Genomic DNA, 13,039 nt, shown 5'->3' with positions numbered 1-13,039 from the left:
AGCAATAAACGTTATATTAAAGGGTTTTAAAAGGCTTTTTTATTTCGTTGTTATCGAAAAAAGGAAAGAAGTGGGTTGATGAATAAAATTCCCTATGTTAACCTGTTAACTATCAAATTATTGTGTTTGATGAAAAAATAAAAGGAGGAACATTGTGAGAAAATTTAAGATTGGTATTTTGGCAATTGTGCTCGTACTGCTTGCTGCATGCAGCAGTGAAGATTCAGCATCAGGTGAAGGTGTATTGAATTCGCTACAGGAAAAAGGGGTAGTGAAAGTAGGATTCGCTAACGAGAAACCGTATGCATATGAAGAAGATGGAGAGCTCAAAGGTGGCGCGGTCGCTATTGCAAAAGCGGTCTTTGAGAATCTTGGCATAGAAGAAGTTGACGGTCATCTTTCTGATTTCGGCCAGTTGATCCCCGGGCTTGGTGCCGGGAAATTCGATGTCATAACTGCAGGAATGGCAATTACGCCTGATCGTTGCAATAGTGTTGACTTCGGCGAGCCTGAAATGCAATACGGAGAAGGGTTGATCGTCGCAGCTGGTAACCCGGAGAATTTGCATAGTTATGCAGATATTGCGGCGAATCCGGAAATCACAGTCGCTGTTATGAGTGGAGCAACAGAAAAGGATTTTATGATCCGTGAAGGTGTTGACGAAAAACAAATTATGATGGTGCCGGACATTCCTGCATCATTTGCCGCAGTTTCATCGGGCAGGGCACATGCGACAACAGGCACAGAAATGACAATCAAAATGGCGTTGGAGTCGGCAGACCAAGAAAAGCTGGAGTTTGTCTCCGACTTTGTTCAGCCTGAAATTGAAGGTGTACCTAGCTATGGGGCTGCAGCGTTCCGCATTGATGATGATGAATTAAGGGAAGCGTATAATGCTGAGCTGAAAAAGTTGAAGGAAAGCGGAAAAATTGCCGAGCTTATTGAGCCATACGGATTTACTGAGGAAATGAATGTAGTAGATCCTGCACTTACGACAGAAAGTATTTGTAGTGGTAAGAATTACTAAGAGAAGGGCGAGGGTCAGGCCTAAATAGGTGTGACCCTGTTTCTTATTTGAATGATTAGAACATTATTGGAGTTGTTTTTATGAGTTCCATTCCGGATATAACCCTTATGTTAATGAGGGGACTAAAAGTGACGTTGATCGTACTAGCGCTTTCCATCATTCTTTCTTCAATCATCGCAGTAATTGCTGGCCTGTCCAGAGTCTCCCAAAATAAATTGTTGACCGGTTTTACAGGATTTTATGTAGAAATCTTCAGGGGAACTTCGTTAATCGTCCAACTTTTTTGGTTTTCCTATGCATTGCCTGGTCTATTTAATATTCATCTCGGAAGCGATATTTGGGTAGCGGTATTGGCGATCTCCTTGAACTACGGCGCATATATGTCTGAAATAGTGAGAGGGGCTATTCTATCGGTTCCACCAGGTCAGACAGAAGCTTCAATCGCCTTAAATCTCTCCAGATTTCAAAGGATGCGGCATATTATAATCCCGCAGGCAATACGAATGATGTTGCCGGAGTATGGAAATTATTTAATTCAAATTTTAAAAGCAACTTCGCTTGTATCTTTAATTGGATTAACTGATTTGTTGTACTACGGAAATATCTATAGAAGCACGCATTTACAAGAAGCGCCAATCGTTTACATTATCATTTTAATCTTTTACTTCCTCCTTGCACTGCCGCTCATCGGTTTCACTCGGAAGATGGAAAAGGTCTCTAAGAAAGGTGTGGTTCACGGATGACTTGGAGCTGGGAAGTATTTATTGATGCAATCCCTATCATTTTCAAAGGTTTGTGGATCACGTTAGGTTTGACAATTGCTTGTTACTTATTCGCACTGATTTTCGGTTTTTTCTGGGTGTTCATGAGCCGTATTCCAATAAGGCCGATAAATTGGCTATTCAAATGGATTGCTGAATTCATCCGATCAACTCCGCCGCTTGTACAATTGTTTTTCATTTATTTTGCGTGGCCGGCAGTTCCGGTAGTAGGTGTAGCGCTGAATCCTTTCGTAGCTGCAATTCTCGGACTTGGCATCCACTTCAGTACGTACACATCAGAAGTGTATCGTTCCGGAATCGAAAGTGTCGAAAAAGGACAATGGGAAGCATCGACCGCTTTAAATTTATCAACACCACAAAAATGGCGGCATATTATCTTGCCGCAAGCAATACCGCCGACTATTCCGATGCTAGGTAATTACTTGATCATCATGTTCAAAGAAGTGCCACTAGCGTCAACGATCGGGGTCGTTGCAATGTTGCATTTGGCGAATGATTATGGTGCTCAATATTATAAATATGTGGAGCCTTTGACAGTCGTCGCGTTATTTTTCCTATTACTAAGCTACCCATCCGCCTTGTTGATCAATAAACTTGAAAAAAAGTATAATCGGCGTTTCGACAAAAAAACGGCAACGTTATAAAGAGAAGGAGAATATTGATGGAAGAACCAATAGTACAGTATAAAGACATCCATAAATCGTTTGGAGAAGTGGAAGTCTTGAAAGGTATAGATCTGGACGTTAAACAAGGAGAAAAAATCGCATTGATCGGTCCGAGCGGATCAGGTAAAACGACGATTATCCGTTTACTAATGACGTTGGAAAAACCAACTTCAGGTATCATTATTGTCGATGGAGAGAACCTTTGGGAAATGAGAAATAAGAAAAGTGAGCTCGTTGAAGCGGATGACAAGCATTTACGAAAAATCCGCGGCGATATCGGAATGGTGTTTCAGCATTTTAATCTTTTTCCACATATGACCATTTTAGAAAACTGTATGCTAGCGCCGACAATTGTGAAAAAGAAGAAACGTGAAGAAGTTCGGGAAATGGCGCTTGAAATGTTGGAGAAAGTAGGTCTTGCCGATAAAGTCGATCTCTATCCGAACCAATTATCAGGGGGGCAGAAGCAAAGGGTTGCCATGGCAAGAGCTTTAATGATGAGACCGAAAGTAATGCTCTTCGATGAAGTAACATCAGCATTAGATCCAGAACTTGTCGGTGAGGTATTGGAAGTCATCCGTGATCTTGCCAAATCAGGCGAGATGGCTATGATTCTAGTAACTCATGAAATGGATTTTGCTTTGGATATAGCTGACAGAGTTCTTTTCTTAAATGAAGGGGTTATTGAAGAAGAAGGACATCCGAATGACATTTTAATAAATCCGAAAAGCGCGAGATTACGGGATTTCCTGTCACGTTTTACAAACAACAGATAAATAATCATAATTATATTATGTAAACAATCAGGCCATCAGTTTTATTGAATAATATCGAAAACATGAAATCGTTTCGTTTTCACTGTAGAATGATACTGACAGTAGTGAATTTTCGAAAGGGGATTTTATAAATGAATGCGTACGATGAGTACATGAAAGGAATTGTGAAACCGATGCGGGAGGAGCTTGTCCAAACGGGTTTCACTGAACTGACAACAGCTGAAGAAGTGGAAGAAACGATGAAATCCATAGATGGCACGGCTTTAGTTGTCATCAATTCGGTTTGCGGTTGTGCAGCAGGACTTGCTCGTCCAGCAGTCAGAGAAGCATTGCACGCAGCTGAAAACAAACCAGATCATCTGTTAACAGTGTTTGCCGGACAGGATAAAGAAGCGACAGAGGAAATGAGAAGCTATTTCCCTGAAGTTCCACCTAGCTCTCCTTCCATCGCTGTTTGGAAGGATGGGGCTCTTGCCTATTTCATTCCAAGAGAACAAATCGAGAATTTTGAAATGGAACAGATCAAAGATCATTTGAGCGGCGTTCTTGAACAAGTTTGTGCAAAATAAGACAATCATCACAACTGCAGGTAGACCTGATGCGATTACTCATGAATTGGCAGCAGTCGCTAGCAGGGAGCTCGGTTTTCCGATTGTGGAAAGGAAGAAGCGTTCAGTTTCGCTTATGCATCGTGAATATTCAGCCGATGTCCTTGTAGCAGGTAAAGAACGTTATGAACTGTTCCGCGTAGGAATGGAGCACCCATTATTCTTTCATCCGAATTCCGCAGCTTTCCGTTTAAAACGCATCATAAAGGGTGAAACAGATCCGCTCGTTGAAGCTAGCGCATTAACGATAGGGGATACTTTCCTCGATTGTACACTAGGTTTGGCATCGGATAGCATAATTGCTTCCTATATAATAGGTGAAGAAGGGAAATGCGTTGGGTTGGAAGCGGATCCTACTGTAGCTTTTTTAGTGAAAACTGGCCTTCAACAGTTTCCAGCCAATTTCGAAGCATTGGAAACGTCCATGCAGAAAATCGAAGTCATTCAATCGGAAGCGATTGAGTTTCTGGCGAATCAATCGGATAACTCTTGGGATGTTGTATACATTGACCCGATGTTTCAAGCACCGATCGAAGAATCATCGAATTTCAAACCTCTTCGTCAAGCAGGCGTACATACTTCCTTGACAGAAAAGTGGATCGAGGAAGCCTTCCGGGTATGCAAGCGACGCGTTGTCGTGAAAGATCGATTTGATTCAGATGTATTTACCCAATTTTCCATGCAGCGAAAAATTAGAAAGAACACTAAATTTCATTTTGGGTTTTTGTCGAAATGAAAAAGTCGTCCATTCCATTGTGGGGTGGACGACTTTTTGTATCAGTTTGTAAAATTTAATGAGCTTAAATAAAGGACGAGTACGAGTAAACCAATTCCCATAAGTAATTCTACGTTCATTTATAAAACCTCCTTCATAAAACCTCACAATTATGTTCAGTTTTATTGTACAATGAATTTAGGAAATATGAAACCTTTTCAAGCCCTTTTCGTAATATTAGGAAAGACATCGACAATTTACGAATAAAACAACATAGCAAACTATTACTATAAAAAATATAAAATACATAAAGAGCAGGTGGCCAAATGAAGAAGTATTTACAAAATATTTTCATTGCACTCGTTGCGGTACTTACACTTGGCGTCATTTCGCCAAATCATGAAATTTGGACAAATCTACAGCCGAAAGACGATACGAGGGAAGCTAACCTTCCAACGACATCCAAACATGATTTACAATTAGGGCTAGAGGATTCCATTTTTGAACGTGAATCATTTGAATCTTCCCTTTCTATTGAAGACGCTCTTTTTCATCCTGCGAAGGAATTGGCATACATGAAATTTGGATCTAGAATTGGACCCGTCATCCAAAATGAATTTGATAGCACTATTTTTCCGAAAATTGAAGAGGTCATTCAAGATACAGTAGCTTCTGCTGGAGGACTTGATAATAGAATGCTCTCCATTACTGAATATCCTTCCGGTGATTATGCCGAGAAAATGTTTCATGTTGCCGACACAGAGAATGACAAAGATTTGATTCGTTTTCATGTAAGAACAGAGAAAAGACCGTTGGACGGTTATTTCTATAACTTCCATTACCATACTGCCGAAGACGGTTTTACTGTCCATCATTCACTTGGAGATATTTATTGGTCCAAAAACACGCCGCCGAAATGGTTGTCATAAGACAATACCGTTTCGGCGGCTTTTTTTGTACTTTTATGGATGCTTAAATTCCAAGTTTTAACTGGCTTGTTCAATAATAATGAATATGCGATGACCGCTAGGCGAAATTGCTTTCAGTTTTTGCTATACTGACAAGTAAGCACAAGGAGGATTCGATCATGAAACAATATTTGGATTTATGCTCCCATATTCTTGAACATGGAACTGTTAAAGAAGATAGAACCGGGACTGGAACAATAAGCGTATTTGGGTATCAAATGAGATACGATCTCCAAAAAGGATTCCCATTGATGACGACAAAGAAAACGGCCTTTCGATTGATCACTTCGGAATTATTATGGTTTCTAAAAGGAGACACTTCTCTTCGGACATTAATCAATGACCGCAATCCGATATGGGACGAATGGGGCTTTGAACGTTGGGTGACAAGTGACGAATATAATGGGCCAGACATGACGGATTTCGGTCGTCGCAGTCTTCAAGATGAAGAGTTTGAACGTACATATAAAGAGGAAATGGCAACATATAAGAAGCGCATAGTTGAAGATGACGAGTTTGCTGCAAAATACGGTGATTTAGGTCCGATTTACGGGAAACAGTGGAGATCTTGGAGTTCAGGAGACGGTGTCATCGACCAAATTGAGCAGTTGATTGAAGGTATTAAACGGAATCCAGATTCTCGCAGACATATTGTAACTGCATGGAATCCGTCCGAAGTGAACGATATGGCGCTGCCGCCTTGCCATGCATTGTTCCAGTTTTACGTAGCGGACGGCAAGCTCTCGTGCCAGCTTTATCAAAGAAGTGCCGATGTTTTCCTTGGCGTTCCTTTTAACATTGCATCATACGCTTTACTCGTCCATTTAATTGCACATGAATGCAATTTGGAAGTTGGCGAATTCGTCCATACGCTAGGGGATGCCCATATATATTTGAACCACATAGAGCAAATGAAGGAACAATTATCAAGAACTCCGAAAAAATTGCCTACATTGAAATTGAATACAGACGGGAAATCCATTTTTGAGTTGACTTACGAGGATATCACAGTTGAAGGTTATGATCCATATCCAAAAATAAAAGCGCCGATTGCAGTATAACAGGGAAAGAGGATGGTACTAGATGATTTCTTTACTTGTAGCATATGACTTGAACCGAGTGATTGGAATCGATAATAAAATGCCATGGCATATCCCAGAAGAGCTGAAATACTTTAAAAAAGTAACGATGGGTAAAGCTATAATTATGGGAAGAAAAACGTTCGAATCAATCGGTCGCCCGTTGCCGGGTCGGTTGAATATAGTTGTTACACGAAACAAAGATTATCAAGCGGCAGGAGTAGAAGTGTTCCATGGTCTGCAACAGGCGATTGAACGGGGGAAAGAGTATTCCGATGAAGTTGTTATCATCGGTGGTGCCGAAATATTCAATATGTCGATGGATATTGCTGATCGTCTTTACATAACGATCATTAGGAAAGAATACGAAGGCGACACGTTTTTCCCCGAACATGATGAGAGCTGGAAGCTTGTGTCTGAATCGGAAGATCATTACACAGAAGATGGCATCCCTTACTCTTATTTAGTATTTGATAGGACTTCGAATGCCTGACTAGGAAAACGAAAAAGCGTCCTCACACATAAAGGAGGACGCTGAAAAACATAGATGCACTGCCGGCAATGACGAAAATATGCCAAATCGCATGGTTGAAAGGGATCTTTCTCCATGCATAGAAAATCGAGCCGAACGTGTAAAGGATTCCACCAATCACTAATAATGCGAAGCCTTCGATCGGCAAATTGGTGTATAGCGGTTTGATGGCGGAAATGATTAGCCATCCCATTACAATATAGAAGACTAGTGAAACAGCTTCGTATTTATGGATGAAAAACACTTTGAAAAGTATCCCGAGGATGGCGAGTCCCCAAATGACACCAAAAAGCGACCAGCCAAGGGCCCCTTTTATCGTCACTAATAAAAATGGCGTATACGTCCCAGCGATAAGGACATAGATAGCCGAATGGTCGAAAACGGAAAACAATTTTTTCAGTTTTGCTGGCATGCTGTGTAAAAGTGTGCTCATGAGGAATAAAAGAACCATCGATGCTCCAAAAATGGTGAAGCTGACGACTGCGGTTGCACTGCCGTGATTAGTTCCTTCGATGATGAGCAAGACAAGCGCTGGAATGCTCAATGCAAATCCAATGCCGTGTGTGATGGCATTCCAAAGTTCCTCTCGTGAATTTTTATAATCAAATGCTTCGGACATACGCAAACCTCCTTGCATTTACAATTCTAACATACATTAACCGCCGCCAATATTATAAAGGAAGTGCTATTTTTGAAAAAAATTCATATCGTTACAGACTCCACCGCGGATTTAATCGAAAACTATACTAATCAATATGATATTCATGTTGTTCCGCTAACAATCCATATTGACGGCAATACGTATACGGATGGAATCGATATTCAACCTGAATCATTCATCGAAAAGATGAAAGGAAGCAAAGAGCTCCCGAAAAGCTCACAGCCTGCTGCAGGCGTTTTCAAAGAATTATATGATCGTCTCGGTGAAGACGGAAGCGAAATCATTTCCATCCATATGACCGGTGGAATGAGTGGCACTGTAAAATCAGCAGAAGCCGCAGCTGAAATGACGGACACGAAAGTGACTGTCATTGATTCTATGTTTATTTCCCATGCGTTGACGTTCCAAGTTGTAGAAGCTGCCAAAATGGCTAAAGAAGGGAAAAGTGTGGATGAGATAACAAGTCGATTGGCTGACGTACGCAAAAACACAACATTATTCGTTGTCGTCGATATGTTAGATAATCTTGTGAAAGGCGGCCGCATAGGTAAAGGGAAGGCATTGATCGGTTCTTTATTGAATATCAAACCGATTGCGACTTTGCAAGAAGGCGTTTACACACCGGTTGCCAAAGCGCGGAGCCACAAACAAGTCGTTTCACACTTATTTAAGGCTTTCAAGGAAGAGACTGCCGGCAAAATCATCCGTTCAATCGGCATTTCGCACGCAAATGGTATGGCAATGGCTGAACCGCTATTACAATTAATAGAAGAATCCGGTTTGAAAGATGTTAAATTCTCCTTCACTTCACCAATTATTAGTACGCATACAGGTGAAGGGGCAATCGGTTTCATGTATTATACGGACTGATTGTCGAACTGGACGGTTCAATAACAAATAAAAGGGGAACTGTGTTTATGAGAAGAATTTTCCTAATCATCGTCTTCTCATTCGTTTTAACCGGGTGTCAGGAGATAGACGTTTCAAATACGTCTGCTTTCTCTGAAAGAGAGGGCGTTGCATTTTCGGATTTTAATGTCCCGGATTATTTCGTTCCTGAAAAGGTCACTGTCATCGGTCTTGGGGATTCACTGACCCAAGGGGTGGGAGATGAGTATAAAAGGGATGGGTATTTCGGGCGCGTTGCACTAGCGATGAATGATTGGAAAGGCGTCGAAGAGATTGAATCGAAAAATTTGGCCAAAAGAGGAAGGCGAAGCGATCAATTAATCGATCAATTGGAAAAAAAGGATATCCAGGACGAGATCAAAAAGGCAGATGTCATCTATATGACAATCGGCGGGAATGACATAATGAAAGTTGTGAAAGCGAATCTTTTCAATTTGACCGCTAAGCCTTTTTATGCCGAGTTAGGCAAGTTTGAAAATCGGCTTGATGAGATATTTAAGATGATACGCGGATTGAATGGGGATGCCGTCATTGTCGTCTCGGGATTATACAATCCGCTGTCAATCGTTACTCATGAAGCGAATGAATTCGAAACGGTCATCGATGATTGGAATGAAGCGATTGAAATTCAGACGATCATGGACGGAAAGGCATGTTTTGTCCCTGTCGTCGACTTGTTTATAAGTAATGAGAACATGGTATACCACTCCGATTTTTTTCATCCAAATGCGAAAGGATATGAATCGATGGCAAATCGCTTTATTGAAAAAATCGATCAATGCGGTTTGACGGAATTGTCGGATGGAAAATTGGATATGTAGAGGTGACCGTTGTTGAATATTTGGAAAATAGCATTTTTTGTCCTTGCCGGACTAATAGCATCCGCTGTTATTGCGCTAGTGATTTTTCTTGAAAGTCCGGGGGATTCGGACCCGCTTCCGCCGATGGATCAATATGCGCCAAAAGGCAGCGTGTTGAGCGTTAAAGCGACTCGAAATGATTTGCAGGCGCTTGCGAATAATTATATCCGGAAAGCGATGAAGGGAGAAAAGCTCCCTGTCACAATGCAAATAAAAAATGATGTAAGTCTTCATTCCGAATTGACTGCATTCGGAATTACATTTCCCCTCATCATGCATTTTGATCCTGTCGTTCTGGAAGATGGAAACTTAATGCTGAAACAGACATCTATGGAAATAGCAGATTTGAATCTGCCTCCGTCTACCGTTTTGAGTGTATTACGAGATTCGGTCAAGTTGCCGCCATGGATGATTGTAAGACCGAAAGAGGAAGAGATATTCATCCACTTATCGGAGCTTGAAATTGCAGGTGATTTACAAGTGAGGGCTAAATCGGTTGATCTTGTAAATGATAATATTGAGCTGGAAGTGACCATACCAACTGATTAAAGTCCAGCTTCGGGCGCCAGAAACTCGGGGTCATAAGTCGAATATGCTGCGTGGCAAAGAGCGCCACTATGCATCTTCGTCTCATGCCCGTCGTTTCTAGTCGGGCGTCCTGCGCATTCTAAATGAGGAGGGGTATTTTTGGCAATTCAAAAAGCGACATTTGCGGGAGGATGTTTTTGGTGCATGGTGAAACCTTTTGATAGGTATGAGGGTGTATTATCCGTCGTTTCCGGTTATACGGGAGGAGATGTCGAAAATCCATCTTATGAGCTCGTTTGTACGAATACGACTGGGCATCGTGAAGCCGTTCAAATCACTTTCGATGACGATGTTATTTCTTATGATGAACTGCTCACTATTTTTTGGAAACAGATTGATCCGACGGACGCCGGCGGACAGTTTTTCGATCGTGGTGAATCGTATCAAACTGCGATTTTCACTCATACTCCCGAACAACAGCAACTCGCTCTGAAATCCAAACAAGAGCTTGATGCTTCTGGAAAATTCGATAAACCGATTCAAACAGATATACTACCTGCCAAACCGTTTTATCCTGCAGAAGAAGGGCATCAAAATTATTACATGAAAAACCCTGCGCATTACGAACGGTATTCGGTCGGGTCGGGACGCGAGCGTTTCAAATATGAAAACTGGGGTGACAAAGCATGAAAGAAGATCTTCGAAATAAGTTGAACGATATGCAATACTATGTAACACAGCAAAATGGAACAGAACCGCCATTCAACAATGAATTTGACAGTCATTATGAAGAGGGGATCTATGTCGATATCGTCTCAGGGAAGCCGTTATTCAGCTCCAAAGACAAATACGATGCAGGATGCGGATGGCCAAGTTTCACGAAGCCGATCGAAAGTGAAGAAGTGACAGAACATTTTGATGCAAGCCATGGTATGCGCAGGACTGAAGTACGCAGTAAAACAGCCGACTCCCATTTGGGACATGTGTTTCCTGATGGTCCAGGGCCGGCTGGACTTCGCTATTGCATAAATTCCGCAGCATTGCGCTTTATCCCGGCAGACAAACTTGAAGAAGAAGGCTATAGCAAGTATTCCTATTTGTTTGAAGCCTGATAGGAGGTAAAAGATGGATCGTTCTTTTTATCAATTTGTCTTATCTTTCCGTGGTGGGAAGAAAGGTGACCCGAAATCTGCATTCGCCGAGGCAATGTTCAATGATCATAGCTTCCCGAAAGATGAAAAAGGCTTCGACCCGCTGTCACGCTACTTGGAGGAGAAAGCGGATCCCGAAATGCCAAGTATAGTATTTGATGAATTATTTGAAATGTACAAAGAGCGTTTCCAATAGGTTTGAATCACCATCTCCATTGCATAAACTGTGGAATAACTGTATGATTAGAAAAGAAATTTGAAAGTGAGGCGGATAAATTTGAGCATACATATTAATGCGAAAAAAGGCGATATCGCAGACACGATCCTTCTGCCAGGAGACCCACTGCGTGCAAAATATATCGCAGAAACATTTTTAGAGGATGTAACTAAGTATAATGAAGTGAGAAATATGTTCGGATATACAGGAACATATAAAGGGAAACGCATCTCTGTTCAAGGAACAGGCATGGGTGTTCCATCCATCTCCATTTACATCAATGAACTAATGCAAGAATACGATGTACAGAAATTAATCCGTGTAGGTACTTGCGGAGCAATTCAAAAAGACGTAAAAGTTCGTGACGTCATTATTGCTCAAAGTGCTACTACGAATTCACCGATCAACCGGACGTTTTTCAATGGTGTCGACTATGCACCAACAGCAGATTTCGATTTATTGCTAAAGGCTTATAATGCTGGTTTGGAAAAAGGACTTCATTTGAAAGTAGGTAACGTTTTCACAGAAGACTTCTTCTACAATGAGCATGCAGAGCATGAAAAACTTGCGCAATACGGAGTATTAGCTGTTGAAATGGAAACGGCAGCTCTTTACACATTAGCTGCAAAATTTGGAAGACAAGCACTATCAGTATTGACGGTAAGTGACCACATTTTAACTGGAGAAGTGACTACTGCCGAAGAACGCCAAACGACATTCAATGACATGATCGTCGTCGCACTTGATGCTGCAATTCAATAATAGTGCATCGGAGGACCGCTCGCTGCATCAACGGCGGTCTTTTTTTGAATAAACCGGTATATCGGGAAAGAAAGTGGGGAATGGGATGGACGAAAAAGAGAAAAACGGCGGCCAAGAAGCTGAAACAAGCTATGAACCGCCTGCGAAACGTTATATACGAATGAAACCGTTTTCGTTAGTCATGCTCATATTCGGCCTCGTTCTTGCGACGGCTGCGGTGACCTTTTTTGCGTTGACGACGGGAGAGGATAAGGTCGTAGAAGTGGTCAGTCCTCAAAACACCTCAGCTGAGCGCAAGGAATTCAAAAAGCTATATGAAGCTTACGATGAAATGAAGAAAACGTATTATAACGATATTGACGAATCAGTAGTGATTGATGGTGCCATCAACGGAATGATCGAAGCACTCGGCGACCCTTTTTCGGATTATTTGAATGAAAAGGAAGCTCGTCAATTAAATGAAAGCATCTCTTCAAGCTTTGAAGGGATCGGTGCAGAAATCCAGGAAATGAATGGGTATATCAATGTTGTTTCACCGATAAAGAATTCACCAGCAGAACGTGCTGGCCTACTGCCGAATGATTTGATCATCGCTGTAGACGGCAAGAGCATCCAAGGAATGTCTTCTTCAGAAGCTGTCCTTCTTATCCGCGGCAAAAAAGGGACGACGGTCACTCTTTCAGTACGCCGAGGCGAAGCGGGAGAGCCATTTGACGTAAAAATCGAAAGAGACGTCATTCCAATTGAAACGGTGTATGCAGAAATGCTCGATAACAATATTGCACATATTCATATTACA

Annotated in this window: 18 protein-coding genes; 17 read left to right on the top strand and 1 reads right to left on the bottom strand. The window is 41.6% G+C overall.

The genetic code is table 11. The annotated features are described in order from the left end of the window. Positions 1-154 precede the first annotated feature (154 nt). From ehuB to ACTHPA_RS11510, 9 genes are all read left to right on the top strand, one after another. Positions 155-1,027 (top strand): ectoine/hydroxyectoine ABC transporter substrate-binding protein EhuB, encoded by an 873-nt coding sequence (gene ehuB, locus ACTHPA_RS11550; RefSeq protein WP_440500418.1) that lies wholly within the window; start codon positions 155-157, stop codon positions 1,025-1,027. Positions 1,028-1,107: 80 nt separating this feature from the next. After that, positions 1,108-1,770, top strand: coding sequence for an amino acid ABC transporter permease (locus ACTHPA_RS11545; protein ID WP_440500417.1), 663 nt, complete (start codon positions 1,108-1,110; stop codon positions 1,768-1,770). Continuing rightward, positions 1,767-2,453 (top strand): ectoine/hydroxyectoine ABC transporter permease subunit EhuD, encoded by a 687-nt coding sequence (gene ehuD / locus ACTHPA_RS11540; RefSeq protein WP_440500415.1) that lies wholly within the window; start codon positions 1,767-1,769, stop codon positions 2,451-2,453. The genes ACTHPA_RS11545 and ehuD overlap by 4 nt, the downstream gene beginning before the upstream one ends. Before the next feature lie 17 nt (positions 2,454-2,470). Next, positions 2,471-3,250: an ectoine/hydroxyectoine ABC transporter ATP-binding protein EhuA gene (gene ehuA, locus ACTHPA_RS11535; protein ID WP_440500414.1), complete on the top strand. Its 780-nt coding sequence runs from the start codon at positions 2,471-2,473 to the stop codon at positions 3,248-3,250. A 131-nt stretch (positions 3,251-3,381) separates the two neighbouring features. After that, positions 3,382-3,819, top strand: coding sequence for a BrxA/BrxB family bacilliredoxin (locus tag ACTHPA_RS11530; RefSeq protein WP_440500413.1), 438 nt, complete (start codon positions 3,382-3,384; stop codon positions 3,817-3,819). Then, positions 3,797-4,594 carry a class I SAM-dependent methyltransferase gene (locus tag ACTHPA_RS11525; RefSeq protein WP_440500411.1) on the top strand — a complete coding sequence of 266 codons (798 nt, stop codon included), beginning with the start codon at positions 3,797-3,799 and terminating at the stop codon, positions 4,592-4,594. Before ACTHPA_RS11530 ends, ACTHPA_RS11525 begins: the two co-directional genes overlap by 23 nt. Positions 4,595-4,899: 305 nt before the next feature. After that, positions 4,900-5,502, top strand: a complete 603-nt coding sequence (locus tag ACTHPA_RS11520; RefSeq protein ID WP_440500410.1) for a YpjP family protein — start codon at positions 4,900-4,902, stop codon at positions 5,500-5,502. A gap of 158 nt (positions 5,503-5,660) precedes the next feature. Beyond that, positions 5,661-6,602 (top strand): thymidylate synthase, encoded by a 942-nt coding sequence (locus ACTHPA_RS11515; protein WP_440500408.1) that lies wholly within the window; start codon positions 5,661-5,663, stop codon positions 6,600-6,602. A 22-nt stretch (positions 6,603-6,624) separates the two neighbouring features. Beyond that, on the top strand, positions 6,625-7,113 hold the full coding sequence (locus ACTHPA_RS11510) for a dihydrofolate reductase (protein WP_440500406.1): 489 nt from the start codon (positions 6,625-6,627) through the stop codon (positions 7,111-7,113). Positions 7,114-7,135: 22 nt separating this feature from the next. Here the strand turns inward: ACTHPA_RS11510 and trhA are convergent, their stop codons facing one another. Continuing rightward, positions 7,136-7,771 (bottom strand): PAQR family membrane homeostasis protein TrhA, encoded by a 636-nt coding sequence (gene trhA, locus ACTHPA_RS11505; protein ID WP_440500405.1) that lies wholly within the window; start codon positions 7,769-7,771, stop codon positions 7,136-7,138. 72 nt (positions 7,772-7,843) lie between these two features. Here trhA and ACTHPA_RS11500 point away from each other — a divergent pair, with 72 nt between their 5' ends. The 8 genes from ACTHPA_RS11500 to ACTHPA_RS11465 all read left to right on the top strand — a co-directional run. Beyond that, positions 7,844-8,683: a DegV family protein gene (locus tag ACTHPA_RS11500; protein ID WP_440500403.1), complete on the top strand. Its 840-nt coding sequence runs from the start codon at positions 7,844-7,846 to the stop codon at positions 8,681-8,683. A gap of 47 nt (positions 8,684-8,730) precedes the next feature. After that, positions 8,731-9,543 (top strand): GDSL-type esterase/lipase family protein, encoded by an 813-nt coding sequence (locus ACTHPA_RS11495; RefSeq protein WP_440500402.1) that lies wholly within the window; start codon positions 8,731-8,733, stop codon positions 9,541-9,543. Positions 9,544-9,555: 12 nt separating this feature from the next. Beyond that, a complete protein-coding gene (locus ACTHPA_RS11490; RefSeq protein WP_440500400.1) occupies positions 9,556-10,131 on the top strand; it encodes a YpmS family protein in 576 nt (191 codons plus the stop codon). Between the two features lie 138 nt (positions 10,132-10,269). Beyond that, positions 10,270-10,800: a peptide-methionine (S)-S-oxide reductase MsrA gene (gene msrA / locus ACTHPA_RS11485; RefSeq protein WP_440500399.1), complete on the top strand. Its 531-nt coding sequence runs from the start codon at positions 10,270-10,272 to the stop codon at positions 10,798-10,800. After that, positions 10,797-11,222, top strand: coding sequence for a peptide-methionine (R)-S-oxide reductase MsrB (msrB, locus tag ACTHPA_RS11480; RefSeq protein WP_440500398.1), 426 nt, complete (start codon positions 10,797-10,799; stop codon positions 11,220-11,222). The genes msrA and msrB overlap by 4 nt, the downstream gene beginning before the upstream one ends. A 13-nt stretch (positions 11,223-11,235) precedes the next feature. Continuing rightward, the gene (locus ACTHPA_RS11475) at positions 11,236-11,457 is read left to right on the top strand and encodes a YozE family protein (RefSeq protein ID WP_440500397.1); all 222 of its coding nucleotides are present in this window, start codon (positions 11,236-11,238) and stop codon (positions 11,455-11,457) included. An 81-nt stretch (positions 11,458-11,538) separates the two neighbouring features. Next, positions 11,539-12,240, top strand: a complete 702-nt coding sequence (gene deoD, locus ACTHPA_RS11470) for a purine-nucleoside phosphorylase (protein ID WP_440500396.1) — start codon at positions 11,539-11,541, stop codon at positions 12,238-12,240. 85 nt (positions 12,241-12,325) lie between these two features. Further along, positions 12,326-13,039, top strand: a 714-nt coding sequence (locus tag ACTHPA_RS11465; protein WP_440500395.1) for a S41 family peptidase, incomplete at its 3' end; no start/stop codon positions are given.

The organism is Sporosarcina sp. SAFN-015 (assembly GCF_051966875.1).
Taxonomy (GTDB): domain Bacteria; phylum Bacillota; class Bacilli; order Bacillales_A; family Planococcaceae; genus Sporosarcina.
Note: the sequence above shows the minus strand (reverse complement) of the source record. Positions and strands in the feature narration are given on the sequence as shown.